Origin of the sequence: Streptomyces sp. NPDC002730 (assembly GCF_042888805.1) — a bacterium.
GTDB lineage: Bacteria > Actinomycetota > Actinomycetes > Streptomycetales > Streptomycetaceae > Streptomyces.
Genome location: NZ_JBIAQG010000012.1, coordinates 133,289 through 159,527 on the forward strand (window position 1 = coordinate 133,289; position 26,239 = coordinate 159,527).

Sequence of the window (26,239 nt, forward strand, 5' to 3'; positions counted from 1 at the left end):
GCACTGCACCGGCTCTACGTCACCGTGGCACCGGTTCTGCTCGGCGACGGCGTCCCGGGGCTCCGCTTCGCCGGTCAGCCGGTGATGCGGGACGCCCTTCGCCCGCCGGTGCGACGCGCCGTCCTCGGCGAGGACACGCTCTTCGAGCTGGAGTTGCGGGCGCCGCAGACGGGCGAGCCACTGACCGGCGATCACCCCGATACCGGGCAGGCTCGCGGCGAAGGTGAGCACTCCGTAGATCACGGCGACGGTCAGCCCCTGGGCGGCGCCCAGGCCGGCGGCGCCGAAGGCCCAGGCGGTGACGCCTTCCCTGGGGCCCCAGCCACCGACGTTCAGCGGCAGCGCCATGGCAAGCAGGGCCAGCACCATCAGGGGCACGAGCTGGGCGAACGGAGCCGTTGACCCCGCTGCCCGGGCGGCGAGAAGGAATGTGCCGAGGTGCCCCGCGAGCACCACGACGGACGACATCACCACTCCCGGCCAGCTTCTGCGGGCGAGCAGTCCGAGCCGCGCTTCGGCCAGCGCGGCTCGGACTGCCCGGCGCCATCGGGATGTGACCGGCTTCCTGCCGAGACGTACGGCCACGGTGATCATCAGCCCGCCCACCACGGCGAGGGCCAGAGCGATCACCGGCGACGTGGCCAGGTGATGGGTCTGAGCCAGGGCCGGGGACGGCTGGGCGACCAGTACCGTCACGCCGACCGCGATCAGGACCAGCTGGCCCGCGGTCCGTTCGAGGACGACCGCGCGCACGCCGCGGCCGACGTCACCCGTGTTCTGCCCGTGCCGCACCGCGCGGTGCACATCGCCGAGTACGCCGCCGGGCAGCGCCGCGTTCAGGAACAGGGCCCGGTAGTAGTCGGCGACTGCCCGGCCCAGTGGCAGCCGGATACTCAGGCCGCGGGCGACGAGGCGCCAGCGCCAGGCGCTGAACACGGTGGTGAGCAGGCCGAGTCCGAGAGCGGCCAGGAGGGTCGGGCCGTCGATCCTGCTCAGCCCGTCCAGGAATGCGCCGGTGCCAAGACGCCACACCAGCACCGCGAGGATGCCCGCTCCGGCGATCGTGCCGACCCGGGCCCGGACCGTCTGCGCGCTCATGATGTACCGCCCGCAGGCCGGGGCAGCGCCAGGAGATCGCTGTGGTACACCACCACCCGCAACTCCCCCGCCGCGCACGCCTCCAGGCGGCGGCGCAGATACGCGTCGGCGCGCTGCGCCAGGGCCGGGCGCTCCTCACAGGCCGCGCCGACCCAGCCCCGTAGCCACTCCGCCATCAACGCCGACTCATCGGCGCCGAGCCGCCACGGGCTGGCCAGCACCCGTACCATCGCCCCTTGCCGTGCGAAGGCCACGGAGGCCACCGACACGGCATCGGGTCCCAGCAGCCCGCTGCGGCGCTGGTGGGCGTCGAACGCGTCGGCGAACTCCGCGTCCAGCGGATCGGCCGGTGTCAGCTCGACCCGCCCCACCACGGAGAGGGCCAGCAGGGCCGGACAGCCGGCTTCCGCGCAGGCCGCGGCGATCCCGTCCACCTCGTCGCGGGTGAGCACGTCCAGCAGAGCGGAGGCCGTCAACAGCGAGGCGCCGTCCAGGTCTTCCGCGGTCAGGCGGTCGATGTCACCTCGTTCGGTCGCCACCGTCACGCGGCTGCCGTCTGCCGCCGTACGGGGCGTTCGCACGGCGGCCAGGTCGAGCAGAACGGGGTCGCGGTCGTGCAGGATCCAGTGCTGGGGACCGTTCAGCCGGGGTGCGAGCCAGCGTCCCATGGAGCCGGTGCCGCAGCCGAGATCGCGGATCACGATCCCGTCGGCCCCTCGCTCCTGGCCCGCCAACCAGTGTTGGAGCGGCTCGAGGAGCCCGGCTGCGCGGGCGTCGGCGTCGGCGCCCTCCCGCAGCTCCAGCCACTCGGGTGCATAACCAGGCGCGTCGGTCGTACTCACGCGGCCCTCCGGGGTTCGAGTCGGAGTTGTTCGAGCGCGCCGGCCAGATTCCGCGCCGTCGTCTCCCAACCGTCCAGCGCGGTGCGCCGGTCGCGTGCGGCCGTCTTCAACCGGCGGCGCAGGCCGGGCTCGCCGAACCAGCGACGCAGCGCCGTCGGGAGTGCCGCGGGGTCTTCCGACGGTACGAGCATGCCCGGCACGCTGCCGTCGGGCGCGCGCCCGACGGCCTCCGGGAGCCCGCCGACGGCCGTCGCCAGCACGGGAATACCGCGCGCGAGCGCCTCGGTCACAGCCATGCCGTACGTTTCGGCGTACGAGGTGAGCACCATGAGGTCGGCGGCGGCGTAGCTCGCGTCCAGCTCCGCGCCGGCCTGCGGTCCGACGAGGTGGACCCGGTCGCCGAGACCGTACTTCTCGATCAGCTCCCTCAGACTGGCGACATAGCCGGGATCCTGGTCGAGGCCGCCGACGCATACACAGGTCCAGGGCAGGTCCGCGACGGCCGCAAGTGCCTTCACCAGCCGGTACTGCCCCTTGCGCGGGGTCACCGAGGCGACGCACAGCAGCCGCGAGGCTCCGTCGGTGCCGGGCGCCGAAGGCTCGATGTCGGCGCCGGGGGCAGCGACATGGACTCGGCCGGAGGCGAGCCGGTGGTGGGCCACGAGCCGGCGGCCCGCCCAGTTGCTGGTCGCCACGACCGCCGGAACGGCGCGCAGAGTCTCGCGCTCCAGGGCGTCCAGGTCCGCCGCCCGGGCGGGGACGAGTCCTGTCTCGTCGCCCAGCGGCAGGTGCACCAGTACCACCAGGCGCAGCCGTTCGGTCTCGCGGACGACGATGTCGGGAACGGCGCAGGCGACGAGTCCGTCGAGGAGGACGACGGTGCCGTCCGCCGCCTCCGCCAGGATGCGGGACAGCTCGGCGCGAGCGGCCGCTCCGGGCTGTGGCCAGCTGCCCGCAACGGTGTGCTCGTGGACCTGCCAGCCGATGCCGGGCAGGTCCCGGCACACGCGGCGGTCGTAGACATTGCCGCCACTCGGCGCGGCCGGGTCGTCGACGCCGCCGGGCATCACGATGTGCACGGAGCGTGCGGTCACGGTGGTAACGGCGGCGCGGTTCACAGGGTGCGCTCGTAACTCGCCCAGGCGATGTGCGATTCGTGCAGGGTGACCGCGATGCCGGCCAGGCCGCGGGCGCCCTCGCCCAGTGCCCCTGCGTGCACCCGGTCGGCGAGGCGGTCGGCAATGATCTTGGCCAGGAATTCCGTACTGGTGTTGGTGCCGGCGAAGTCGGGTTCGTCGTCGAGATTGCGGTAGTTCAGCTCGCCGACGACGGTCCCGAGCTCCTGAGTGGCCAGTCCGATGTCGACGACGATGTTGTCGGCGTCCAGCTCGGCGCGGCGGAAGGTGGCGTCCACGAGGAACGTCGCTCCGTGCAGGCGCTGCGCGGGTCCGAAGACCTCTCCGTGGAAGCTGTGAGCGATCATGATGTGATCACGGACGGTGATGCTGAACAACGGGCGACCCTCCAGGTGCGGCGCGTCCGGCCCTTTTTTGCCGGGGCCTGTCGTGTAGTACGGCCGACCTGGCCTCCTTGTTCAGGCCAGATCTGCAGCTTGTTCAGGCCGGATCTGCGGCGTCGTCGTACAGAACGCGGTGGCACAGCCCGGGCAGCTCTCCGGAGGCGAGCCTCGGCAGCACCTCCGGCAGTTCGTCGAAGGCGCATTCACCGGTGACCAGTGCGTCGAAGGCGGGGTCGGCGAGCAGGTCGAGCGCGATCGCGAGCCGGTCGGCGAAGGTCCGGCGGGAGCTACGGGCCGGGGACACCGTCCCGACCTGGCTGCTGCGCACGACCAGGCGGCGGGAGTGGAAGGCCTCGCCCAGCGGCAGGCTGATCCGCCGGTCGCCGTACCAGCTCAGTTCGAGAACCGTCCCCTCCGGGGCGAGGAGTTCCAGTGAACGCGCGAGTCCTGCCTCCGTGGCGCTGGCGTGGACGACAAGATCGCAGTCGCCCGCGGCCTCCTCGGGGAGCGCGAAGTCGACGCCGAGCGCCCTGGCGATGCCGGCGCGCTGAGGGTCCGCGTCGACCAGTTGGACGCGCACGGCCGGGTACTGGGCCAGGACGGCGGCGACGCTGCAGCCGACCATGCCCCCTCCCACGACGGCGATACGGTCGCCGATCAGGGGCGCGGCGTCCCACAGGGCGTTCACCGCGGTCTCCACCGTGCCGGCCAGCACCGCTCGCGGGGCGGGGACGTTGTCCGGGACGGGCGTCACGGCGCTCGCGGGGACGACGTACCGGGTCTGGTGCGGGTAGAGGCAGAACACCGTTCGGCCTAGCAGGTGCCGCGGTCCTTCTTCTACAAGGCCGACATTGAGATAGCCGTACTTGACGGGCCCGGGGAAGTCGCCGTCCTGGAACGGTGCCCGCATCGTGGAGTGCTGGCTCTCCGGCACGCCGCCACGGAAGACAAGGGTCTCCGTTCCACGGCTCACACCGGAAAACAGGGTGCGCACCACAACGTCGCCATCGCCGGGCTCCGGCAGGCGGACATCCCGCATCTCGCCATGACCCGGCGAACGAAGCCAGAAGGCTCGGGCCTCACGTTCCATTGGCGTCTCCTGAGCAATCGGGCGACGATTCGCGTACTGATCTTTAAGAAGCCGCGCACACGGTACGCGGCGCTCATGGATCTGTCACTCGGCCGGAGGATGCACGGTGGCCTTGAACAACGCGTACGACACGAGGCTGCTGCGGCACGAGACCGCCGTGGGAGCGGGCGCTCAGGTCCTCCTGTTGACCCTGCTCGGCACGGCAATCGGTCTGGGGCCCGCGGGCTGGCTGACGGGCCTGGCCTTCGCGGTCGGCACCTGGGCCGTGCTCACCCGCGCCCTGCGCCGGTCGTGGCTCCAGTCCTTCGGAGCGGCCAACCGCGTCACACTGGCCCGCGCGACGCTCGTCGGGGGTGTGACCGCGCTGGTCGCGGACTCCTTCGAGAGTCCGCCGCCGGTCACGGTCCTGGTCGCTCTCACGACGGTGGCACTGATCCTCGACGCGGTCGACGGCAAGGTCGCCCGGCGCACCGGCACGGCGTCCGCCCTGGGGGCACGCTTCGACATGGAGGTCGACGCGTTCCTCATCCTGGTGCTCAGCATCTATGTCGCCACCTCGATGGGCCCATGGGTGCTGCTGATCGGCGCCCTGCGGTACGCCTTCGTGGCGGCGGCCCGGGTGATGCCATGGCTGTCGTACGGGCCGCTGCCCCCGAGCACGGCCCGTAAGACGGTGGCCGCGATGCAAGGGATCGTGCTGCTCGTGGCCGGCGCGGGAATCCTCCCGCCTCTGCCAGCTTCCGCGGCGGTCCTCATGGCGCTGATGCTGCTGATCTGGTCCTTCGGACGGGACATACGGTGGCTGTGGCGCGTCAGGGTCCAGGAGCCGACCGCCGACTGACGCTTGATGTGCCCCGAAACTAGGCAAAAGTGCTTCCGACAGGTACCTTTCGCTCCCTGAGTTGAACAGTGCGGCGCCCCAACTCGGGGAAGGGAGACGCCATATGCCGGGTATCGGTCCTCCGCGCCGTGCCGAACCTCCGCGGTCGGGGAGTCTCGCCGACTCGGTCTACGAAACCGCTGAACGCGACCCCTCCCTGGTGCAGTTCTCCCGCCGGGCGTCGACACGGTCGGACGACTGGGAACCGACGACCGCGGAGCAGTTCCGCGACGAAGTCCTGTCCGTGGCCAAGGGTTTCCTGGCCAACGGCATCCGGTTCGGCGACCGGGTCGCGCTGATGTCCCGTACTCGCTACGAGTGGACGGTTCTGGCATACGCTCTGTGGTCCGTCGGCGCAGAGATCGTTCCGGTCTACCCCACGTCGTCCATCGAGCAGGTGCGCTGGATCCTGTACGACGCCCAGGTCCGGGCCATCGTGGTCGAGCACGAGAACCATGCGATGACCGTGGCGGCGGCATCCGACGCGGAGATCCAGCTGTCCGCGATCTGGCAGATGGACCTGGGCTGTGTGCCGGCCCTGATCCACCAGGGCCTCGGTATGGACGACGACCTGATCCACCGTCACCGCGCCGCCGTACTGCCGGACCAGGTCGCCGCGATCTGCTACACCTCCGGCACCACCGGAACGCCCAAGGGCTGCCTCATCACCCACGCCAATCTCGCCGCCGAATGCGACATCCTCCTCGAAGGCTGGGGCGGGATCATCGCGGAGCCGGGTGTGCAGCCCGCGATCCTCAACTTCCTCCCCGTAGCCCATATTTACGGGCTGATGGTCGTGGTCGCCTGTCTGCGTGGCGGTGTCCGCCTCGGCCACCAGCCGGATCTGACGCCCGAGACGCTGCTCCCCGCCCTGGCGTCCTTCCAGCCCACGTTCCTCTTCGCCGTGCCGTACATCTTCGAGAAGATCTTCCACAAGGCCCGCCGCACCGCCGAGGATGCGGGCCGCGTCAGCCTCTTCGACAAGGCCGCGGCCGTCGCGGTGCGCTACGCCGAGGCCGTGGAACGCCACTCCATCGGCTCGGGCCACGGCCCGAGCCCGACCTTGAAGGTCCTGCACTCCGTTTACGACCACCTGGTGTACAGCAAGCTGCGCGCCGTACTGGGCGGCCAGGTACGCAACGCGGTGTCCGGCGGCTCGACGCTGCGGAGGGAGCTGGGGCTGTTCTTCGCGGGCACGGGCATCACCGTGTACGACGGGTACGGCCTCACGGAGACCGCGGGCGGGATCACGGCCCAGCCGCCCGGTGCGGTCAGATTCGGCACGGTGGGTCGGCCGATTCCGGGCTGCGCGGTACACATCGCGACTGACGGCGAGGTGTGGGTACGCGGCGACACGGTCTTCGCCGGCTACCTCAACAACCCCAAGGCCACCGAAGCGGTGCTGCGCGATGGGTGGTTCGCCACCGGCGACACGGGCCATCTCGACGACGAGGGCTACCTCGTCATCACGGGGCGCAAGAAGGACGTCATCATCACCAGCGGCGGCAAGAGCGTGGCCCCGTTGCCCCTGGAGGAGCAGCTGCGCCACCATCCGCTGATCTCGCAGTGTCTGATCGTGGGCGACGACCAGCCGTACATCGCGGCGCTCATCACGGTGGACCCTGAGGCGCTGGCGCACTGGCAGGCGCTGAAGGGAAAGCAGCCGTCGGAGATAACGGCGATGACGGACGACGAGGACCTGCGGGCGCAGATCCAGCGGGCGGTCTCGCGGGCCAACACCCGGGTTTCGAGGGCGGAGTCCATCCGGGCGTTCCGGATCCTGCCGAACGAATTCAGTCTGGACGCCGGTCTGATGACACCGACGCTGAAGCTCAAGCGGCGGGCGATCGCGGGGGCGTACGCGGCGGACATCGACGCGCTGTACACGCGCTGATCTTGTCGTTTATGGTCCGGATTCGAACGGGACATCCAACCGGCACTGCATGCTCACCCCTGAGAACCTGGGCAGCAGGCGGAGACGGTCTGATTCCGTTCCGCCATCCGAACAACCACCAGCAAGGACCTTCATGGACCACATCGTCGAGACCTCCGAAGGCTCATTTGCTGTTCCCTCGCCGGATCACAGGTGGACCGTGTTGTTCTTCATTACGGAGCCGGGCATCGGAGAGGTGCTCCCTGAGCTGGCCGGCTGCACGACCGGGCTGTGCTCCGTGCGCGACGCCGCGGCGCGTTTCGCACGGGCCGACGCCCGTGTACTGGGCGTCAGTGCTCACACACCGGGCCACTTGTCCGCCTTCGCAAAGGAGCGCGACCTCGGCTATCCGCTCATCGGTGACAGCCAACTGACGCTCGGCCGCGCCGTGGGGGCGCCCGAGGTCCAGGTGGGCGACCGGATCCTGTTCTCCAGGGCCGCCGTTGTCCTCGACCGCTCGGGAGAAGTACGGGCGCTGCTGCACCCGGTCCCGGACCCCGCGCAGCATGCCGCCCTCGTCCTGGACGAACTGGACAGGCTTGACATCCTCGCCGGGGAGGTCGGCGCCTGATTGGGCTGCTGATCTGTTCGCCCCCGGGTTGAGGCTTGGGCGACGGGATAAGATCCGCCCTCCGGACAAGGGGGCAACGCGAGTGACCAGACCAAGCTTTCTGAGCCGCCGCATGTTGTTCGTCCTGAGTGGTGTGGCTGTGCTGGGCGGCGGGACTGGCATCTACGCCGCCAGCGGTGACACGTCCGTCCCTGATCGCGAGAGAGTGCGCAAAGACGCTGAACCCCTGCTGCGTCGATTCCGTGCCGTCGGGCAGCTCGCCGATCCACATTGGCTCGGCTTCAACCCGAACGACTCCGGACGTGAGCCCATCCCCGACCAGGATCCTCAGATCCGGGTTGTCGGAATCGCTCAGCTGCCGGCAGGTGCAGCCACTTCGATCGTCAGGAGTCCGGCGTACGGCTTTGCCCTCGGCAGCCCGTCAAAGGTGCCGGAAATGCTGGAGCAATTCCTTCCTGAACAACCTGAGTGGATGAGCAGCCCCCGCTATGACCAACACATCACCAAGTCGGCCTACCAGGGAAGTTTCCACTTCGACCGGGGCACCGACTGCGTCTACTTCGACACGCTCAACCCCGAGGTCGCGTAGGAGCTGGGCTCAAAGTCGGTGAGGCAGCGCCCTCGACGGATCACCGCCTGGCGGGAGCCCGCCACAGCCGACCGTCGCCCACAACGCAGAAGCGGATCGTGACGAGTGAGTCACGATCCGCATATCCCGCATTGATTGGTGTCCGAGGGGGGACTTGAACCCCCACGCCCGATAAAGGGCACTAGCACCTCAAGCTAGCGCGTCTGCCATTCCGCCACCCGGACTAGGTGGTCAGCCCCGGTTTCCCGCGGCGACATGGACAACAATACCAGGGCTTCGAGGTGCCTCTCACCTGTATATCCGGTGGTCAGTGGGGTGCCGCTCACTCGTTCGCGACGATCTCGACGACCTCTCGGCGCCCTGCTCACGGTCTGTTTCAGCACGCATACGCACAGTGCAGGACATACCTTCGCGTGCGTGAGTGATCGCCGTTATCGACCGCCCCGCGCGCTCTCGCTGCTGCGCGAGCATCTGCGGGACACCTTCTGGTTCGCGCCCACCGCCGGGCTGCTGTGTGCCTTCGCGCTGTGGGTGGGGGCCTCCGCGCTGGATACGGAGATCATCGCGTATCTGCAGCGAGAGCAGGCATACAAGGCGATCAGCGATCTCATCGCGATCGCCGACGACTCCAAGACCATCGTGACGACGGTCAGCGCCGCGATGATGACCTTCATCGGTGTCGTCTTCAGCATCTCGCTGGTCGCCGTGCAGATGGCGAGTGGCCAGCTCACCCCGCGGGTGGTGAGGATCTTCGTCAGGAGCCGGATCAGCAAGCTGACGCTCACGGTGTTCCTGGCGACCTTTCTGTTCTCGCTGCTGGTGCTGACCTCGTACGAGAGCGAGACCGATCCCAAGCTGGTCACCTCGGTGCCGCTGGTGCAGAGTCTGCTGACCATGGTGTTGGTCGGGCTGAGTCTGCTGCTCTTCATCGTGTACGTGAGCGCCATGCTGCGGCTGATGCAGGTCGGGCCGGTCGTCGACCACATCGCCCGGGAGTCCTTCCAGATGCTGGGCAGGCAGCCGGCCGGTGGCCAGGAGCTGGCGCCGCTCCCTGCCGAGACGGCGTGGGTCGCTCATCACGGGCGGGCCGGTGTGCTGCTGGATGTGAATGTCGCGCGGCTGGTACGGGCGGCCAAGCGGCACGGCGTCGTACTGAGGCTGATTCCGCGGATCGGGGATTACGTGGTGCCCGGGACGCCGGTGCTGGCTGTGCACGGGGAGGGTCGGCCGTCGCGGCGGGCCTTGAGGTACACGGTGTCCGTGGGGGTGGAACGCTCCTTTCACCAGGATCTCGGGTTCGGGCTGCGGCAGTTGTCGGACATCGCGCTGCGCGCGCTGTCGCCCGCCGTGAATGATCCGACGACCGCCGTGCAGTGTCTGGACCGGATCGTGCAGTTTCTGGCGGCGGTGGTGACGATGCCGCTCGGGGTGGTGCAGCACCGGGACCGGCAGGGCGAGGTGCGTCTGGTGCAGGACGTGCCCGGGTGGACCGATCTGGTGGATCTGGGGCTGACGGAGGTGCGGCTGTACGCGCCGGGGCAACCGCAGGTGACCCGGCGGCTGGTGGCCGGGATCGACGATCTCCTGCTGCTCGCGCCGGAGGAGCGGAGAGAGCCGCTGCTCAGGCACCGCACGCTCCTGGTTCAGGCCGTGGAGCGCACGGTGCCCGAGGCGGCCGAGCGCGCGTTCGCGCTGGAGCCCGACCGCCAGGGCATCGGCTAGGCGGTCACGCCATCAGGTGGTAGTCGGGGAAGTTGCCCGGCAGACGCTCTCCCGCCGGGCCGTCGGTCACGGCCCGGATCAGGAGATCACCGCCGACGAAGGCGCCCCGCCAGGACGCCCCGAAGCCGCCGAACAGCTCGTCGCGGTCACCGCGCGAGCGCGGCTTTCCGTGGCCGACCTTGAACGCGCGGATCTGCGGGGCCAGTCGCTCGTACGTCGCCGGGTCGTCGGTCGACAGCGTCGCGACCAGCGCGCCGTTGGAGGCGTTCATCGCGGCGAGCAGCTCCGCCTCCGTGTCGACCAGGACGATCGTGTCGACCGGGCCGAACGGTTCCGCGTGGTGCAGTGGCGAGGACGGCGGCGGGCCCAGGAGCGTGACCGGCGGGAGGTAGGCGGATGTGTCCTGGCCGGGCAGGAAACGGCCTTCCGCCAGGGTGCCCCGGTGGAGCGGGACGGCCCCGCGGTCGATCGCCTCGGCGACCTGATCGACCAGTTCCTTGGCCTTCGCCGCGTTGATCAGGGGGCCGAAGTCCAGGGTGGGCAGAGAGTCGTCCGGGTGCTCGACCGCCAGCGGGTGGCCCGTACGGATGGAACGTACGGCGGGCAGGTAGGCAGCCAGGAAGTCGGCGAACAGCTCGCGCTGGACCACGAAGCGCGGATACGCCGTGCACCGCTGTTTGCCGTAGTCGAAGAGCTTGGGGATCATCGCGGTGAGTGCGTCCCAGTCGCTGTGGTTCCAGATGCCCCAGGTGTTCAGGCCCTCCTGTTCCAGGATGTGGCGTTTGCCGAGGTCGGCCACGGCGGTGGCGATACGGGCTCCGGTGTCGCGGCCGCCGACGAAGGAGACGCAGCCGATCTCCGGGGAGCGGACCAGGGCCTCGGAGAGCTCGCCGCCGCTGCCGCTGACCAGGGTGATCGGGATGCCTTCACGGGCGGCGAGCGCGGAGGCCAGGGTGAGGCAGGCGACACCGCCGTCGGTCGGGGTCTTCGCGATCACCGCGTTCCCGGCCAGGGCCTGCGCGAGCATCGCATGGACCAGGACGGACATCGGGTAGTTCCAGCTGGCGATGTTGGAGACCGGGCCGGGCAGAGGCGTACGGCTTTCGAGCATGGACTCGGCACCGTCGACGTACCAGCGCACTCCGTCGATCGCACGGTCGACGTCGGCCTGGGCGAGCCGCCACGGCTTGCCGATCTCCCAGACCAGGAGCAGGGCGAGCAGTTCGCGGTGTTCGGTGAGGGCGTCGAGGGCGGCGGCGACGCGGGCCCTGCGCTCGCTCAGAGGAACGTGGCGCCAGGCCCGGTGCTGGTCGAGCGAAGCGCGTACCGCCTGCCGGGCGGTTGCCGCGTCCAGGCGCGGCGGTCCCGCGATGGGGCTGCCGTCGACCGGGCTGGTGGCGGGCAGGGCGCGGCCGTCGGCCTGCCACTGGGCGGCCCAGAGGTTCAGTACGCGGTCGTCACGGAAGGACTCGGGGGCGACGGCCAGGCAGCGCTGCCAGGCGTCGGCCCATGCGGTGCCGGGTTTGAGGGTGAGGGTGGGTGCCATGAGAAGGTCTCCGCTCTCGGTGCACAGTCGGGGCGGGAGGTGCGATGGCTCATGTCTCGTACTGGACGGTAGTGAGCGTGGGCCGGCGTGGCAGCGCACGCGGTGTCAATTGTGGGTGACGTCACGTGATGTCGCGTGTCGTCGCGATCCGGTCGTGGACGAGCCTCGCAGTCTCGGTGGGCGTCGTGCCGACCCGTAAAACTGCCGCTTCGAGGGCCAGTTTCTTGGCCTGCGCGGTGCCGGAGGAGCCCGAGACGATGGCGTCGGCGTGGCCCATCGTCTTGCCCTCCGGGGCGGTGAAGCCCGCGATGCAGCCGACGACGGGCTTGGTGGTGTGGTCGGCGATGTACGCCGCGGCGCGCTCCTCGGCGTCACCTCCGATCTCCCCGCTGAGCACCATGAGCTCGGTGTCCGGGTCCTGTTCGAAGCCGGCGAAGCAGTCGATGTGGCCGGTGCCGATGACGGGGTCGCCTCCGATGCCGACCGCGGACGAGAAGCCTGTCTCTCGCAGCTCGTGCATGAGTTGATACGTGAGTGCGCGACGATCGCTACCAGTGAGGCGAACTCGGTCTGCGCCGCGTCCGAGATGTACAGCCAGTTGAGCAACCGCCGCTGGGCCCGCAGCACGACCCGGGCCCGCGTCAGGAGTCCGTCGACGAGGGCTACGCCGAACCGGCGGATCGCGCTCGCCCGCCACCGCTCGCGCGGCACCGCCGGGGGGAGCCCGCGCTCGGCGGCATACGTCTGGAAGGTTTCGGGCGGGAGCGAGGCGGCTGCCGCGATCTCGGTGGCGTTTGCGACGGGGGGGCCGCCACAACCGGTCACGGTCGTGACGCCCCCCGCTGTTGTGCCCGGTTGTGCCGACGGCTACGACAGGTCGCCGTTGTAGTCGGGCAGCTTGAACGTCTTCTCGGCGTGGCCGCCCACGAGATCGGTCGTGTTGTTGCCGATGTTGGCGATGATCGTGTAACCCTTTGCCTCGATCGCGGCCCGCTTGCCCGTCTTGTACGCGCTGACCTCGTCGAAGAGGTCAGGCAGATCCCGTACGTACAGGCCGTCGACCGGGTACCCGACCTTCTTCAGGTTGTAATCGGTGAGCGAGTGGATGATGCCGGGGCGGGCAGTGACGAAGAAGATGTCCACACCGCGGGACTTCGCGTAACGCGCCAGTTCGAGGACCGGCTTGACCGCAGGTGTCGGGTACTCCCAGAAGGGGTGGAAGTCGGTCTCGAGCGACGTGTTGTCGATGTCGAGGACGATCGCCTGCTTCGCACCGGAGGTGTTCGTGGTGCGCTGCTCGACGTAGGGGCGAGCAACGGCGACGACGGCGGCGACATCACGCTGCCAGGTCCCGTAGTCGACGTCGGCGAGCAGCGTACTGGCGTGGCCGAACTGCAGCGGCGCGGCGGCGGTGGCGGCGGCCGGGGTCGCCGGGCGGTCCGCCCCGGTCGAGTCCGCGGCCGCTGCGACCGGGGCGGCCATGGTGAACGCCAGCGCGGCGGCGGCGGCCACCGACCGGATTCTCCACTTGCCTGCATGCATGGGGGGTCTCCTGCGTCTCGGAACAGCTCAGGGGAAGCCCTCCGTCCCGTACGGACGGAGGGCATTGGCATGTTCGCGTCCCATGATGGACGGAACCTTACGTTCCCTCTACTGGCCGGTAGCAGGATTCACGCGCCGACGCGGGATCGGCGCCGCGCGGACTGGAAGCGGTACCGCGCGGACCGGAAGCGGCGCCGCGCGAACCCGATGCGTTGCCGTACGAACCCTCAGCAGCCCTTCTCGCGCAGCGAGTGGAGGTGCTCACTGGACTTGCGGGCGAACGCGAAGGACTCGACCGGGTTGTCGTGTTCGGTCTGCCAGTGGTGGTCGCGGTAGCCGCCGTGGGTCTTGTTCACCGCGGAGATGAAGCGCTTGTAGTCGATGTCTCCGTCCCCGACATCCACCATCCGGTAGCCGTCGCGGGCGGACTCGTCGTGCGTGCCGTCCTTGACGTGGAAAAGCGGGTAGCGGTGGGGCTGCTTGAGGACATAGCGCAGAGGGTCGAAGGGGGCGGGGGTGCCGTCAACGCGCTTGCCGAAGCGGAACTGACCCACGAACGCCCAGTAGATGTCCATTTCGAGGTAGACCAGATCGGGGTCGGTCTCGGCGAGCAACACGTCGTAGAGGCGGACGTTCGGCTGGTCGGTGGCGAAGGAGAACTCCTCGGCGTGGTTGTGCTGGTAGAACTTCAGACCGCGCTTCTTGGCGGCGGCTCCATAGGTGTTGAACTCCTCGGCGGCCCGCTTCCAGGCATCGACGGTGGAGCCGTAGCGGAAGGGTCCCGATGCGGTGCCGATGTGCGGCAGGCCGAGCGCCTGGGCGTCGTCGAGGACCTTGTCGAGGTTCTGGGCGAAGGTGTAGGCGTTCGGGTCGCTGGAGTAGTAGCCGACGTGACTGCCGATGCCGCGCAGCCCGTGGTCACGGGCGAGCTGCTTCAGCTGGGCGAGAGTGATGGGGCCGGTGCCCTGGGTGTAGCCGGCGTACTCGATCTCGTCGTAGCCGTAGCGCTCCAGCTCGGCGAAGACCTTCGCGAAGCCGAGGCTGGAAACCTTGTCGCGCAGGGAGTAGAGCTGGGTGCCGAGGCGGCCGGGGGGCAGGACGGGGCGGCCCCTGCCGGGGGCGGCGGCACTCGGCGCGGCTGCCGAGGCAGGGCCTGCAGCGGCGCCGACGATGGCGGCGGCGGTCGCGCCGGCGGCGACGCCGAGCATGCCGCGTCTGCTGAGCTTGTGGGCGAGTTCGGGGTCGTTGGCCTTGCTTGTGCGGCTCATGGGATCTCCCGGGATCGGATTGTCAGTGGTGTCTGCTTGAGTGGAGTCCAGCGAGTTGAAGCAGCAGGGACTTCACATCGGTGGCCGCGACGCGGCCGCTGACAGCGCGGGGGGTGGAGCAGAGGATGAGCGGACCTTCGTCGTCGCTCGTGGGCAGGCGGCCGTGGCTGCCGCGAATAGGTGAGGGGTCCAGGGGTACGACCGCGAGGCGGTAGCGCATGCCGAGTTTCTTGCGGGCGATCGCCTTGGCCGCCTTGAGGCGTACGTACGGGTCGAGAGGGTCCATGAAGAGCTCGACCGGGTCGTAGCCGGGTTTGCGGTGGATCTCGACGAGCTGGGCGAAGTCGGGGGCCCGGTCGTCGTCGAGCCAGTAGTAGTACGTGAACCAGGCGTCGGCCTCCGCGATGGCGACGAGTTCGCCGGAACGCGGGTGGTCGAGGCCGTGGCTCTTCTTGCCCTCGTCGTCGAGGAGTTGCTCGATGCCGGGCAGGTCGGTGAGTGCCGCGCGGGTGGCGTCGATGTCTTCGGGGTGGCGGATGTAGATGTGGGCGAGCTGGTGGTCGGCGACGGCGAAGGCGCGGGAGGCCATCGGGTCGAGGTACTCCATGCCGTCCTGGGTGTGGACTTCGAGAAGACCGGCGCGGCGCAGGGCGCGGTTGATGTCGACGGGGCGGCTGACGCGGGTGATGCCGTACTCGGACAGGGCGACGACCGTGCGGCCTTCCTGTCTGGCGTCGCCCAGCAGCGGGGCGATGACGGCGTCGAGGTCGGCGGCTGCCTGGTACGAGCGGGGGTCGTCGGGGCCGTAGCGCTGCAGGTCGTAGTCGAGATGCGGGAGGTAGCACAGGGTCAGGTCGGGGTGTCGGCTGCGCATGATGTGGCGGGTCGCGTCGACGATCCACTGGCTGGAGACGATGTCGGCGCCCGGGCCCCAGAAGTGGAACAGGGGGAAGGTGCCGAGCTTCTCGGTGAGTTCGTCGTGCAGGTCGGGGGGCCGGGTGTAGCAGTCGGGTTCCTTGCGGCCGTCGGCGTAGTAGACGGGACGGGGGGTGACGGTGAAGTCGGTGTCCGCGCCCATGGCGTACCACCAACAGATGTTGGCGACGGTGTAGCCGGGGTGTGCGCGGCGGGCGGCGTCCCAGATCTTGTCGCCGGAGACGAGGCCGTTGTGCTGTCGCCAGAGCAGGACGTCGCCGAGGTCGCGGAAGTACCAGCCGTTGGCGACGATGCCGTGCTCGGCGGGGAGGGCGCCGGTGAGGAAGGTGGACTGGGCGGCGCAGGTCACGGCAGGGAGGACGGTGGTGAGGGGGGCCTGGGAGCCGGACTGGGCAAGGGACTTGAGGTGCGGCATGTGGTCGAGGAGCTGGGGGGTGAGGCCGACGACGTCCAGGACAAGGAGAGGGGTGGGAGTGGGGTGGGCGGCGTCGGTCATGGCAGCTCCTTGAGGCCGAGGTCGACCAGCAGGTCGCGGGCGAGGGTGAGTTCGGCGGCGATGCCGTCGGCGAGCTGGGTGCGGTTGCGGGGGCGCAGCTCGGGCGGGAGGGCCTGCCAGGTGTAGGTCTCGACCTCGAGGTGTCGGGTGAGCGGGTCAGGGCCGCCGACGAGCCGGTTCAGCGTGTCCTGGAGTACGGAGAGGGTGGAGGTGAGGGGCGGGGCGGGCGGGGCGTGCAGGGGGACGTGGAAGTGGGCACGCCAGGGGGCGTCGTCGGGCAGCGCCGTGCCGGCGAGGGCTTCGTCGAGATCGTCGGTGCCGCGCAGACCGCCCGCGGATGGGGTCTCCCCTGCTCGGACAGCTCGGGGAAGGGTGCGGGTCTGATGCAGAAAGCGGGGTTCGGCGAAGGCGGCCAACGCCGCCCGCACTTCGGGGAGGTGTGGTTCTTCGGCGTGGAGCGCGGCGGACAGCTGCGCCTTGGGGATGGTGATACCCGCCGCGGTGAGCGCCGCCAGGGCAGCCTGCGGATCTTCGAAGGAGGTGGCGAGATGGCAGGTGTCGATGCAGATGCCGATGCGGTGCGATGCGATCGCGCTGAGGGGAGGTATCGCGTCCGCGGTTGTCTCGACGATGCAGCCGGGCTCGGGCTCCAGACCGATGCGAATCGACTTGCCGGTGAGTTCCTCGAGGGCGTCGAGGCGTTCGGCGAGAGTGGTCAGGGCGGTGTGGGCTGCCCCGGCTGCCGTGTCGTCGAAAGGGGCGCGCCAGGCGAGCGGGAGGGTGGAGATGGTGCCATCGGTGATGTCGTCGGGGAGGAGGGCGGCGAGGAGACGGGCCAGGTCGGTGGTGTGGGCGAGACGTTCGGGGTCGGTCCAGTCCGGCTTGTAGACGCGGTACTTGACCTCTTCGGCACCGAATCCCTCGTACGGGAAGCCGTTGAGGGTGACGACCTCGAGGCCGCGGCGGTCGAGTTCGGCGCGCAGGCCGCGCAGCGCGGCCGGGTCGGTGATCAGGGCATGGGCGGCGTCCCTGGCGAGCCAGAGGCCGATGCCTAGGCGGTCGCGGCCGAGTCGTTTGCGTACCGGCTCGCAGTGGTCGCGGAGCTGGGCGAGTACGCCGTCGAGGGTCTCGGCGGGGTGGACGTTGGTGCAGTAGGAGAGGTGGACGGTGGCGCCGTCGGGATGGCGGAAGCGCATACGTCTGTCTCCTCATTCCCCGCCGCGGAGTATGGAGTTGCCCTCGTGGAGGGACTCAGGATCCGGGATGTCGAGCTGGAGGCGGCCGCTGAGGCCGTAGAAGGCGACGGGGTTGCGCCACAGAACCTGGTCGACGTCGTCGTCGGTGAAACCGGCGGCGAGCATCGCGTCGCCGACCTTGCGGGTCTTGAGGGGATCGCTCTTGCCCCAGTCCGCGGCCGAGTTGACCAGGACCTTCTCGGTTCCGTACGCCTTGAGGAGCGCGACCATCCGGTCCTCGTCCATCTTGGTGTCGGGGTAGATGGAGAAGCCGAGCCAGCAGCCGCTGTCAGTGGCGTGCTTTACGGTCGTCTCATTGAGGTGGTCGAGCAGCACGCGTTCCGCGGGCAGGTTCGATTCGCGGATGACGTCGACGGTGCGGTGCAGTCCGGAGAGCTTGTCCCGGTGCGGAGTGTGGACGAGGGCGGGCAGTCCGTGATCGGCGGCGAGCTGGAGCTGGGCGGCCAGCGCGGTGTCCTCGGCCGGCGTCATGGAGTCGTAGCCGATCTCACCGACGGCGACGACGGAGTCCTTGACGAGATAGCGGGGCAGCGCGTCGAGTACAGGTGCGCAGCGGGGGTCGTTGGCTTCTTTGGGGTTGAGGGCGAGCGTGCAGTGGTGGGCTATGCCGTACTGGGCGGCGCGGAAGGGCTCCCAGCCGAGCAGGGCGTCGAAGTAGTCGAAGAAGCTGGCGGGCGAGGTGCGGGGCTGGCCGAGCCAGAAGGACGGTTCGACGAGGGCGCGGACACCGGCGGCGTACATCGCCTGGTAGTCGTCGGTGGTGCGGGAGGTCATATGGATGTGGGGGTCGAAGATGCGCATCAGGACTCCTCGGACTGCTCGCCGGTCAGGGTCAGCACGCGATTGAGGTCGGGGGGCACGTCGCGGCCGGCGGCGGTGCGCTCGGCGGCGTAGTCGGCGAGCATCCTGGCCAGTTCGCCGTCGCCTGCGGCGCGTCTGTGCAGGCCGGCGACGTTGGCGACGGGCACGCCGGTGAACAGGCACTTGAGGACGGCGTGCCGCCAGGAGTGCGGATCGAGGTGAGCGGCGGCGTACGGGCCGACGGCCGCGGCCACGAGCCGGGTGTCGTTGGTGCGCAGGGCGTCCTCGACGAGCGGCAGGACTTCGGGGCCCACGACCAGATGGTGCAGGGCGAGGAGCACAGCGCGGCGCTCGGCGGCGGTGCCCTGCCGGTAGAGGCGGGTGAGGGTGTCCAGGTCCGCGCGGGCCTCGATGAGGAGCAGGGTGCGTATGGAGTCGGCCCGGTTCTGACCGCAGTGCCGGCCGGCGGCGGCGAACCTGAGCTCCCAGGTGTGTGCGGCATACGGGGAGGGGGCGACCGGTGGCGTCCGGGCGGCGTGGGCGGCCTCGGCGAGTGCGTCGGCGAGCCAGGCGCGGGCGGCTCCGTCGAGCTGTTCGTCGAGCTGTGCCTCGAGTTCCTTGCGGGACGGCGTCACCATGCCGGTACTCCCTTCGGCGGAACCTGTGAGCGGAGGAACTCGATCGATTCACGGGCGAGTTCGGGGCCCGCGTGGGAGTGGCGGGGCAGTTCGACGACGGTGAGGCCTTGGTAGCCGGTGGCGGCGAGGGCTTCCAGGACAGGCGGGAAGTCGATCTCCCCGTCTCCGAAGGGAAGGTGTTCATGGACGCCGCGGCGCATGTCCTCGATCTGGACATGCCGTAGCCAGGGCGCGGCATTGCGGACGCAGTCGGCGGGCGCGTCGGGTTCCAGGCACTGGCAGTGGCCGATGTCGAGGGTGAGCCCGAGGGGCTCCGGGTCGCCGAGGAGACCGCGGAGGTGGTGGAAGTCGGCGAGCGTGGCGAGGAGGTGACCGGGCTCGGGCTCGACGGCGAGGGGGATGCCGGCGTCGGTGGCGGCGTCGAGGACGGGGGTGAGAGACCCTTCGAGCCGCTTCCATGCGGTGTCGGTGAGGGTGTCCGCAGGGGTGATGCCGCTGAAGCAGTGCACGGCGTGGGCGCCGAGGTCGGCGGCGACCCGCACGGCGGTGATCAGCAGGTCGGTGCGGGCGGCGCGGCCGTCGGGGTCTGGGTCGAGGAGCGAAGGCCCGTGTTTGCGGCGGGGGTCGAGGACATAGCGAGCACCGGTCTCGATGGTGACGCCGAGGCCCAGCTCGCCGAGTCTCTTGGCTACGTGGCGGGTGCGGGCGGCGAGTTCGGGGGCGAGCGGGTCGAGGTGCATATGGTCGAGGGTCAGTCCGACGCCGTCGTATCCGAGGTCGGCGAGGAGCGCGAGGGCGTCGTCGAGGCGGAGGTCGGTGAGACCGTTGGTGCCGTAGCCGAGGCGCAGGTTGGTGTGGCTGGTGTCGGGGCTCATGTCGGGCTCACCTTCCGTGCGAGCTTGCGGGCGAGCGGTACGAGTCCCATGACAGCGAGGGCGGTGGCCCCGGCGCCGGTGCGGGCGGCGAGGGCGGCCTGGAGCGGGATCATGGCCCGGATGCCGCCGCCGACGGCACGCTGGGTGAGCGGTGGGGAGGGGTTGAGGGCGGCGTGGAGGAGGGGTTTTGCGGCGGTGCGGATGTATGTGGCGGCGAGGGCGGTGGCCAGGACGCGGGCGGGGGTGAGGTGGTCCATAGGTGCGGGGGGCCGCGGTGGCTGCGGGGTGTTTTCCCCGGACCCGCCGCTTCCCCGCTGTATCGATATGCGGCTCCGCCGCGTGGGGGGCAGGCCCCCGGACCCCGGGGCCGGGATGGGCAGCGGGGGCAGGCCCCGCTGCCCGGCGCGCGCACTTCGCGGCGCGAAGACTGAGACTCGCTGGACGCGGGACACGAGGGCGCCGAGCCCCAGGGTTGCAGCAAGTGCGGTGAGGGGTACGGCCGTTGAGCCGCCCTGTGCCTCGTGGCGCGATACGGCGGTGACGGCGTAGGTGTGCGCCGCGAGCACGGCGGCGGACGGCAGCGCGCCGAGCGCCGCACCACTCGCACCACGCGCATCGGCGCCGGCATGGGTCCGGCGCGATACAGCACGGTCGGTCAACCGCTCTTGTCCTGCGGCAATCACCCGGTCCGGTCCTGCGGGTCCAGTGCCAAGCACCAGGGCCAGGGCTGCCGTTCCGGCACCCGGCGGGCCTGAGGCCGCACTCCATGCGGCCGGCACGCCGGGCCGCCGCGCCTCCCCGGGCGGTGGCCAACCCGCGCTCACGCCGGGCGCGCCGGCTGCTCCTGCACCCCCGCCCAGCCCGCGCTTCGCAAGCAACGACAAACACCCGCCCGGCAGGGCGCTCTTCCCCACCCCGCCGGAGACACCGCGCCCGCCCGCGCCCCGCGGCACCGTACCCGTCGCTACCGCCCCCAGCACCAGGTCCAGCCCCCGCGCCGCAGCCATCGCCGCCGGGCCGCCCGCCGTGTGCTTGAAGTGCAGGTCGTACGACCACACCGTCGCTGACAACGCTGTCGCCACCGCCAAGGCAGGGCGGCCCGCGCGGGACGCCAGGGCCAGGCCCGCCGCCGTCAGCGCGCCGGCCGCCGTGAGCGCGGCCGCCGGGGTGATGCGGCCCGAGGGGATGGGACGGTGCGGGCGGTCCACCGCGTCCTCTTCGCGGTCCGCCCAGTCGTTGAGGGCCATGCCCGCCTCGTAGAGGCACAACGAGGCTCCCACCGCGAGCGCCGTACCGCGGTTGGGACGGATGCCGAGGGTGGCCGCGCCGGCCAGCGCGTCACCGGGGACCGTGAACAGCGCGGAGACGCGCAGCAGTTCCGCCCAGGCCCGCATGACGCCGGACCCGCCGACCGAGAGGCGCCTCTCGCGCGAGAGGCTCCCGCGCGAGAGGCGCATCGAGAGGAACCCCGTCACCGGGCCTCCCGCAGCCGGTCGGCGAAGGCCAGCAGGGCCCCGAACTGTTCGGAAAGGCCCGCCGGGCCGCCGTCCGGGTCCTTGAAGTAGAAGCCCAGTTCGGGGAGCGGACCCGAGATGCCCGCCTCATGGGCGCGGGCCACCAGCCTCGCCAGGTCCAGAACCAGCGGGGCCGCGAGCGCCGAGTCGCAGCCCTGCCAGATGGTCTGGAGGATCATCCGTGAGCCCAGGAACCCATCGAAGGCGATGTGGTCCCACGCGGTCTTCCAGTCGCCGAGCGCCGGTACGTCGTCGATATGGACCTCGCCCTCCGGGGTGTGGCCCAGCGTGTCGGAGAGTACGCGCTCCTTGCCGGCGTTCTTCGCGGCCGCCGCGCCCGGGTCGGCCAGCGCCGCTCCGTCCCCGCCGCCCAGCAGGTTCGTACCCGACCATGCCCGTACGGACAGAGCGCGTTGCACAAACATGGGGGCGAGCACGGAGCGGAGCAGCGTCTGGCCTGTCTTGCCGTCGCGGCCCGCGTGGGGAAGTGCACTTGCCGCGACGGCGTCGGTGAGGGCCACGGTGCGCAGCCCGGTGGAGGGGGTGAAGTTGACGTAGGGGCAGCCGGCCCGGAGCGCCGCGGCCGCGTACAGGGAGCTGGGCATCAGCCGTACCGCGTCCGGCGCGGGCTGCGGTTCGGTGGAGGAGGCATTGACGACGACGACCCGGGCCAGCCGCTGCCGCTCCCGGAAGTCGGACAGGTCCGCGGTGAAGGCGCCGATGAGTTCCTCGTCGGTCCTGGTGTCGCCGGACGACTGCGGCCCGCCCGCTCGTATCTCCTCGTCGGCTGCGGTCAGTTCACCGCGCACCGCCGCCGCGAGACCGTGCGGCAGCACGCCCGCCTCGGTCAGTTCCTCGGCCCGCTTGGGCAGCGGACAGTGGGCGGTGTCGTGTCCGCCGAAGACGAGCGACGACAGAGGGGGCAGCCCGGAGCCGGCGAAGGGCGGGGTTTCGGTCACCATCCCGGTCGGCGGGTGCAGCCCGGCGGTGACCGCCGCGCATCCTGCCACTGCGGTGGTGGCGACGGAACCTCGTGCTCCGACGAACCAGACTCCGACACGGCCACTTCTTTCAGCGGACACGGGCTGCCTCCCTGCCATTCGGTGTGGTGGACGGCGGGCGGGGGGTACGGCGCCTCCCCGCCCGCCGCCGTCTGACGGGACGCGCCTAGGAGGGCAGCTCCCTGAGTTGGATGTCGCGGAAGGACACCTGATCGTCGGCTCCGTGGTTCTGGATGCCGATGTAGCCGTCCTTCAGGCTGCGCACCGGGTCGGTGTTGGTGAAGTCGTTGATCTTCACGCCGTTGAGGAAGATCTGCAGGCGTTCACCCTGAACCCGGATCTCGTAGCTGTTCCACTGGCCGGGTGGCCGCAGGACGCGGTCGCGGGCCTTGAGGTCGGCGGACTTGAAGCCGTAGACGGCGCCGGTGGTGCGATCAGCCGCGTCGGTGGCGTCGATCTGCACCTCGTACCCGTTGTTCACCGCCGACCAGGGATCGTCGGAGGCCGGGAAGCCCACGAAGACACCGGAGTTGTCGTCGCCCGCCATCTTCCAGTCGAGCCTCAGCGAGTACGACTTCAGTTCCTTGGCCTGGTACCAGAGCATGCCCATGCCGCCCTCGGAGCGCAGTTCGCCGTCGACGACATTGAACTTCCCGGGCCCGGCCTGCTTCCAGCCGTCCAGTGTCCTGCCGTTGAAGATCGGCCGGTATCCCGTCTTCGGCTTGCAGTCGGCCTTGACCTGTCCTGCCGCGTAGCGCAGTCCGCCCAGCAGGTGCGTGCGGAAGGCCGGTTCGGCGTACGACTCCTTGGTGTGGCCGCCGCCGGTGTAGAAGGCGCGGCCGCCCTGGTAGCTCTGGCACCAGGCGATCGGGTGGTCGCCCTTCATGGTGCCGCCCTGGTAGCTGGTCTCGTCCAGGGTTGCCAGCACGCGAGCCTGCGTACGCGGATTGGTGCGGTAGTTGTACCACTCGTCGGTGCGCTCCCAGGCGTCGTCCAGGTGCGCGGTCGACGGATGGGTGTGGTCCTCGACGCGTACGGTGGCGGGCTGGATCTGTGGGTGGGAGGCGAAGTAGGCGCCGACGAGCCCGCCGTAGAAGGCCCAGTCGTACTCGGTGTCGGCCGCGGCGTGCACGCCCATATAGCCGCCGCCGGTGGAGACGTAGTTCTCGAACGCCTTCTGCTGGTCGGCGCCCAGCACGTCACCGGTGGTGGAGAGGAATACGACGGCGTCGAAACGGGCGAGGTTGCTGGTGGTGAACTGGGCCGCCTCCTCGGTGGCGTCGACCGCTATGTTGCTCGACTTGCCGAGCTCCTTCAGCGCGGCGATACCGGCCGGGATGGAGTCGTGACGGAAGCCGGCGGTCTTGGAGAAGACCAGGACGCGCTTGGCGGTCCGGTCCGGTGCGCTGTTGGAGAGCTCGAAATCGTCCACGTCGTAGAGGGCTCCGTCGCCGCCCTTGAAGACCAGGAACAGCTCGGTGGTCGTCTTCGGTACGGCCCGCAGGGGTATGTCGATGTCCTGGAAGGTGTCCCAGCTGCCGGTGACGGGCACGGGCGCGGAGCCGAGGATCTGACCGTTCGCCGATCCGGTGCGCACCTCGAGGAAGCCGCCGGTGCCGCCGGAGGAGATCCGGGCGGTGAGCTTGGTGGACCCGGTCAGGTTGTACGGCTTGAAGGAGATCCAGTCGTTGTTGTTGATGTCGCCGACCGTCTTGCCTCCGTGGGCGCTCGCCTTGTCGTAGATCTTGATGCCCAAGGAGTTGTTGTAGTGCTCGGCCTGCCGGTGGCGCGGCTGCAGCTGCGCCTGGTCGTGGCTGGTGAGCGCGGCCTGGCCGCCGCCACCGCCGTCGGTGTACTCGGCGTCGAAGACTCCGAAGATATTGGCGTCTGCGTCGTGCCCGCCGTCGGCGGAGGTCTTGATGGTGCCGGTGCAGCCATTGGCCGAGGTGATGGGGTGGCCGTGGCTGTCATGGCCGAGGACGTAGGTCACCTTCACCTTGGCGCAGTCGATCGTCCCGTCCTCCGGGTCGGAGACCGTGACCTTGAACGGGATCTCGTCGCCGAAGCTGAACAGGGCCCCTTCTGCCGGGAGTTGCAGGGTCACCTTGGGAGCTGTGTTGCCGACGACCACATGGACACTGGCGGAGCCGGTGCGCCCGCTGGGGTCCTTGGCGGTGACGGTCGCCGTGTAGGTGCCGTTCTTCTTGTACGTGTACGTGGGGTTGGCCTCGGTGGATGTGCCGCCGTCGCCGAAGTCCCAGGCATAGGTGAGGGCGTCGCCGTCGCCGTCGCTGGTGCCGGCCGAGGAGAAGGCGACCTTGAGCGGCGCCTTGCCGGAGGTCTTGTTCGCGGCGGCCTCGGCGACCGGGGAGCGTCCGCCGGTGGCGTTCTCGATCCGGTAGAGCCCGGAGTTCTCGTCGCCGCCGAACCAGGCGGTGCCGTAGTCGAGTACGTACAGCGCGCCGTCCGGGCCGAAGGCCATGTCCATGATCTGGGTGCCGGTCCACGGGACGGGGTTGATGGACTGGACCGCGCCGTCCTCGCCCTGTTCGATGCGCTTGATCCAGCGCCGGCCGAACTCACCGGCGAAGAAGTCGCCGTCGTACGCCTCCGGGAACTTCACCGGGGAGGTCGAGGCGGCGTCGTAACGGTAGACGGGTCCGCCCATCGGGGACTCGGAGCCGGTGCCGAACTCGGGCACGGAACCGCCGTCGTACGGAATCCAGGCCGGCTGCGCGGGGGGCAGATCGACGAGGCCGGTGTTGTACGGCGACTCGTTCTTGGGAGCCGCGCAGTTGAAGGTCGTTCCGGATGTCTTGGTAGCGAAGTCGTAGTCGACGTACGGGTCGTTCTTGCCGGTGCAGAACGGCCAGCCGAAGTTGCCCGGCTTCGTGACCCGCGCGAACTCGACCTGTCCGGCCGGGCCGCGCTTGGGGTCGGCCGCTCCCGCGTCGGGCCCGTAGTCACCGATGTAGACGATGCCGGTCTTCTTGTCGACGCTGAACCGGAAGGGGTTGCGGAAACCCATGGCGTAGATCTCGGGCCGGGTCTTGTCGGTCCCGGGCGCGAAGAGGTTGCCGTCGGGGATGGAGTACGACGCGTCGTCGTTGACCTTGATCCGCAGAAGCTTGCCGCGCAGGTCGTTGGTGTTGCCGGAGGTGCGGCGGGCGTCGTAGGCCGGGTTGCGCCCGGGCGTCTCGTCGATCGGTGTGTATCCGTCGGAGGCGAAGGGGTTGGAGTCGTCACCGGTCGACAGATACAGATTTCCCTGCGCGTCGAAGTCGATGTCGCCGCCGACGTGGCAGCAGATGCCGCGGGTCGCCGGGATGTCGATGACCTTCTTCTCGCTGGCGTTGTCGAGGGTGCCGTCGGCCTTCAGGACGAAGCGCGAGAGACGGTTGACGCCGTCGAACTTCGCGAAGTCCGCAGGTGTGCCCGTGTTGGGGGCGTCGCCCGCGGGGGTGTTCAGTGGCGGTGCGTAGTAGAGGTAGATGAAGCGGTTCTCGCTGAACTTGGGGTCCAGGCCGACGCCCTGGAGACCTTCCTCGTCGTGCGAGTAGACGGGGATGGTGCCGACGACGCGGGTGTTGCCGGCGCTGTCGGTCATCCGCAGCTCGCCGTTGCGTGAGGTGTGCAGCACGCTGCGGTCGGGCAGTACGGCCAGGGACATCGGCTCACCGGTCTCCTCACCGCCCTTGGCGAGAGTGACCTGCTGGAATTCCTCTGCGGCCGCGGCCGGTTCGGGGTCGGCTGCGGCCGCGATCTGCGGCGCGGTGAGGGCGAGCGAGGTGGCGGCGAGAAGACTGCCGGTGAGGAGTGCGAGCGCCTTGCGGGCTCTGAGCCTTTTCCTGTGCACGAATGTCCTCCGGAGTGGCCGGTCGAACGGGCGGGGCGGTGTTCTGCCCTCAATCGCCGTGCGGGCTGGGGGTGGAGCGCATGGTTCCGTGCTCTCGGGGCGGTGCTCGTCCTGCACCGCGCACCGGGCTGACTGCCGTGGAATCCGGAGTGCGCCGTCACACCGGGGACCACCTATGTCCTGTACACCTCATGGACGGTATCCGGGTTCGTCCGGGACGGAAAGCCCTTGTGCGGAAGGGAAGTTCAACTTTTTCCTACCGCAGG

20 protein-coding genes, 1 tRNA gene and 2 pseudogenes are annotated in these 26,239 nt (G+C 70.0%); 5 read left to right on the forward strand and 18 right to left on the reverse strand.

Going from position 1 to position 26,239, the window contains the following annotated elements:
- Positions 1-267: 267 nt before the first annotated feature.
- The 5 genes and pseudogenes from ACFYXH_RS28950 to ACFYXH_RS28970 all read right to left on the reverse strand — a co-directional run.
- Positions 268-1,098, reverse strand: a pseudogene (locus ACFYXH_RS28950) (YbhN family protein); the annotation flags it as partial.
- Complete coding sequence (locus ACFYXH_RS28955; RefSeq protein WP_389568855.1) at positions 1,095-1,940, reverse strand: class I SAM-dependent methyltransferase; 846 nt, start codon at positions 1,938-1,940, stop codon at positions 1,095-1,097. The pseudogene ACFYXH_RS28950 and the gene ACFYXH_RS28955, both read right to left, overlap by 4 nt.
- Positions 1,937-3,007 carry a glycosyltransferase family 4 protein gene (locus ACFYXH_RS28960; protein WP_389569302.1) on the reverse strand — a complete coding sequence of 357 codons (1,071 nt, stop codon included), beginning with the start codon at positions 3,005-3,007 and terminating at the stop codon, positions 1,937-1,939. The genes ACFYXH_RS28955 and ACFYXH_RS28960 overlap by 4 nt, the downstream gene beginning before the upstream one ends.
- A gap of 47 nt (positions 3,008-3,054) precedes the next feature.
- The gene (locus ACFYXH_RS28965; RefSeq protein WP_385306890.1) at positions 3,055-3,453 is read right to left on the reverse strand and encodes a 6-pyruvoyl tetrahydropterin synthase family protein; all 399 of its coding nucleotides are present in this window, start codon (positions 3,451-3,453) and stop codon (positions 3,055-3,057) included.
- Between the two features lie 103 nt (positions 3,454-3,556).
- A complete protein-coding gene (locus tag ACFYXH_RS28970) occupies positions 3,557-4,549 on the reverse strand; it encodes a zinc-binding alcohol dehydrogenase (protein ID WP_389568859.1) in 993 nt (330 codons plus the stop codon).
- A gap of 106 nt (positions 4,550-4,655) precedes the next feature.
- Between ACFYXH_RS28970 and ACFYXH_RS28975 the strand changes: the two genes are divergently transcribed.
- The 4 genes from ACFYXH_RS28975 (at position 4,656) to ACFYXH_RS28990 (ending at position 8,522) form a co-directional block, all read left to right on the forward strand.
- Positions 4,656-5,390 carry a CDP-alcohol phosphatidyltransferase family protein gene (locus ACFYXH_RS28975; RefSeq protein WP_389568862.1) on the forward strand — a complete coding sequence of 245 codons (735 nt, stop codon included), beginning with the start codon at positions 4,656-4,658 and terminating at the stop codon, positions 5,388-5,390.
- A 103-nt stretch (positions 5,391-5,493) separates the two neighbouring features.
- The gene (locus ACFYXH_RS28980) at positions 5,494-7,323 is read left to right on the forward strand and encodes an AMP-dependent synthetase/ligase (RefSeq protein ID WP_389568865.1); all 1,830 of its coding nucleotides are present in this window, start codon (positions 5,494-5,496) and stop codon (positions 7,321-7,323) included.
- A 199-nt stretch (positions 7,324-7,522) separates the two neighbouring features.
- Positions 7,523-7,933 carry a redoxin domain-containing protein gene (locus tag ACFYXH_RS28985; RefSeq protein WP_389568867.1) on the forward strand — a complete coding sequence of 137 codons (411 nt, stop codon included), beginning with the start codon at positions 7,523-7,525 and terminating at the stop codon, positions 7,931-7,933.
- Positions 7,934-8,045: 112 nt separating this feature from the next.
- Positions 8,046-8,522, forward strand: coding sequence for a hypothetical protein (locus tag ACFYXH_RS28990; protein ID WP_389568869.1), 477 nt, complete (start codon positions 8,046-8,048; stop codon positions 8,520-8,522).
- A gap of 136 nt (positions 8,523-8,658) precedes the next feature.
- On the opposite strand, the gene ACFYXH_RS28995 is transcribed toward ACFYXH_RS28990, so the two are convergent.
- Positions 8,659-8,746: transfer RNA gene (locus tag ACFYXH_RS28995), tRNA-Leu, on the reverse strand.
- Between the two features lie 193 nt (positions 8,747-8,939).
- Here ACFYXH_RS28995 and ACFYXH_RS29000 point away from each other — a divergent pair.
- On the forward strand, positions 8,940-10,244 hold the full coding sequence (locus tag ACFYXH_RS29000; RefSeq protein ID WP_389568871.1) for a DUF2254 domain-containing protein: 1,305 nt from the start codon (positions 8,940-8,942) through the stop codon (positions 10,242-10,244).
- Between the two features lie 4 nt (positions 10,245-10,248).
- Here ACFYXH_RS29000 and ACFYXH_RS29005 read toward each other — a convergent pair whose 3' ends face one another.
- The 12 genes and pseudogenes from ACFYXH_RS29005 to ACFYXH_RS29060 all read right to left on the reverse strand — a co-directional run bounded on the left by ACFYXH_RS29005 (position 10,249) and on the right by ACFYXH_RS29060 (position 25,973).
- Positions 10,249-11,790, reverse strand: a complete 1,542-nt coding sequence (locus tag ACFYXH_RS29005; RefSeq protein ID WP_389568874.1) for an aldehyde dehydrogenase family protein — start codon at positions 11,788-11,790, stop codon at positions 10,249-10,251.
- 121 nt (positions 11,791-11,911) lie between these two features.
- Positions 11,912-12,325: pseudogene (locus tag ACFYXH_RS29010) on the reverse strand (succinate--CoA ligase subunit alpha); the annotation flags it as partial.
- A 332-nt stretch (positions 12,326-12,657) separates the two neighbouring features.
- Positions 12,658-13,332, reverse strand: a complete 675-nt coding sequence (locus tag ACFYXH_RS29015) for an HAD family acid phosphatase (RefSeq protein WP_389568875.1) — start codon at positions 13,330-13,332, stop codon at positions 12,658-12,660.
- 227 nt (positions 13,333-13,559) lie between these two features.
- Complete coding sequence (locus ACFYXH_RS29020) at positions 13,560-14,600, reverse strand: sugar phosphate isomerase/epimerase family protein (RefSeq protein WP_389568878.1); 1,041 nt, start codon at positions 14,598-14,600, stop codon at positions 13,560-13,562.
- 22 nt (positions 14,601-14,622) lie between these two features.
- Complete coding sequence (locus tag ACFYXH_RS29025; protein WP_389568881.1) at positions 14,623-16,032, reverse strand: alkaline phosphatase family protein; 1,410 nt, start codon at positions 16,030-16,032, stop codon at positions 14,623-14,625.
- Positions 16,029-17,228, reverse strand: a complete 1,200-nt coding sequence (gene eboE, locus ACFYXH_RS29030) for a metabolite traffic protein EboE (protein WP_389568884.1) — start codon at positions 17,226-17,228, stop codon at positions 16,029-16,031. The genes ACFYXH_RS29025 and eboE overlap by 4 nt, the downstream gene beginning before the upstream one ends.
- A gap of 12 nt (positions 17,229-17,240) precedes the next feature.
- Complete coding sequence (locus tag ACFYXH_RS29035) at positions 17,241-18,089, reverse strand: TatD family hydrolase (protein ID WP_389568887.1); 849 nt, start codon at positions 18,087-18,089, stop codon at positions 17,241-17,243.
- Positions 18,089-18,724: an EboA domain-containing protein gene (locus tag ACFYXH_RS29040; protein ID WP_389569304.1), complete on the reverse strand. Its 636-nt coding sequence runs from the start codon at positions 18,722-18,724 to the stop codon at positions 18,089-18,091. The genes ACFYXH_RS29035 and ACFYXH_RS29040 overlap by 1 nt, the downstream gene beginning before the upstream one ends.
- Positions 18,721-19,602: a sugar phosphate isomerase/epimerase family protein gene (locus ACFYXH_RS29045; RefSeq protein WP_389568890.1), complete on the reverse strand. Its 882-nt coding sequence runs from the start codon at positions 19,600-19,602 to the stop codon at positions 18,721-18,723. Before ACFYXH_RS29045 ends, ACFYXH_RS29040 begins: the two co-directional genes overlap by 4 nt.
- Positions 19,599-20,996: a UbiA family prenyltransferase gene (locus ACFYXH_RS29050; RefSeq protein WP_389569307.1), complete on the reverse strand. Its 1,398-nt coding sequence runs from the start codon at positions 20,994-20,996 to the stop codon at positions 19,599-19,601. The genes ACFYXH_RS29045 and ACFYXH_RS29050 overlap by 4 nt, the downstream gene beginning before the upstream one ends.
- 77 nt (positions 20,997-21,073) lie before the next feature.
- Entirely contained in the window at positions 21,074-22,216 is a 1,143-nt protein-coding gene (locus ACFYXH_RS29055; protein ID WP_389568893.1) for an inositol-3-phosphate synthase, read from the reverse strand.
- Between the two features lie 67 nt (positions 22,217-22,283).
- On the reverse strand, positions 22,284-25,973 hold the full coding sequence (locus tag ACFYXH_RS29060) for a ThuA domain-containing protein (RefSeq protein WP_389568897.1): 3,690 nt from the start codon (positions 25,971-25,973) through the stop codon (positions 22,284-22,286).
- Between the last annotated feature and the right edge of the window lie 266 nt (positions 25,974-26,239).

What these genes read in the sequence shown, in the direction of transcription:
- ACFYXH_RS28980 (WP_389568865.1), top strand. Translation starts at nt 5,494, where the DNA reads ATGCCGGGTATCGGTCCTCCGCGCCGTGCCGAACCTCCGCGGTCGGGG.
- ACFYXH_RS29015 (WP_389568875.1), bottom strand. Translation starts at nt 13,332, where the DNA reads ATGCATGCAGGCAAGTGGAGAATCCGGTCGGTGGCCGCCGCCGCCGCG.
- ACFYXH_RS29005 (WP_389568874.1), bottom strand. Translation starts at nt 11,790, where the DNA reads ATGGCACCCACCCTCACCCTCAAACCCGGCACCGCATGGGCCGACGCC.
- ACFYXH_RS28970 (WP_389568859.1), bottom strand. Translation starts at nt 4,549, where the DNA reads ATGGAACGTGAGGCCCGAGCCTTCTGGCTTCGTTCGCCGGGTCATGGC.
- ACFYXH_RS29020 (WP_389568878.1), bottom strand. Translation starts at nt 14,600, where the DNA reads ATGAGCCGCACAAGCAAGGCCAACGACCCCGAACTCGCCCACAAGCTC.
- eboE (WP_389568884.1), bottom strand. Translation starts at nt 17,228, where the DNA reads ATGCGCTTCCGCCATCCCGACGGCGCCACCGTCCACCTCTCCTACTGC.
- ACFYXH_RS29050 (WP_389569307.1), bottom strand. Translation starts at nt 20,996, where the DNA reads ATGCGGGCCTGGGCGGAACTGCTGCGCGTCTCCGCGCTGTTCACGGTC.
- ACFYXH_RS29055 (WP_389568893.1), bottom strand. Translation starts at nt 22,216, where the DNA reads ATGGCAGGGAGGCAGCCCGTGTCCGCTGAAAGAAGTGGCCGTGTCGGA.
- ACFYXH_RS29045 (WP_389568890.1), bottom strand. Translation starts at nt 19,602, where the DNA reads ATGAGCCCCGACACCAGCCACACCAACCTGCGCCTCGGCTACGGCACC.
- ACFYXH_RS29025 (WP_389568881.1), bottom strand. Translation starts at nt 16,032, where the DNA reads ATGACCGACGCCGCCCACCCCACTCCCACCCCTCTCCTTGTCCTGGAC.
- ACFYXH_RS28960 (WP_389569302.1), bottom strand. Translation starts at nt 3,007, where the DNA reads ATGCCCGGCGGCGTCGACGACCCGGCCGCGCCGAGTGGCGGCAATGTC.
- ACFYXH_RS28990 (WP_389568869.1), top strand. Translation starts at nt 8,046, where the DNA reads ATGTTGTTCGTCCTGAGTGGTGTGGCTGTGCTGGGCGGCGGGACTGGC.
- ACFYXH_RS29035 (WP_389568887.1), bottom strand. Translation starts at nt 18,089, where the DNA reads ATGCGCATCTTCGACCCCCACATCCATATGACCTCCCGCACCACCGAC.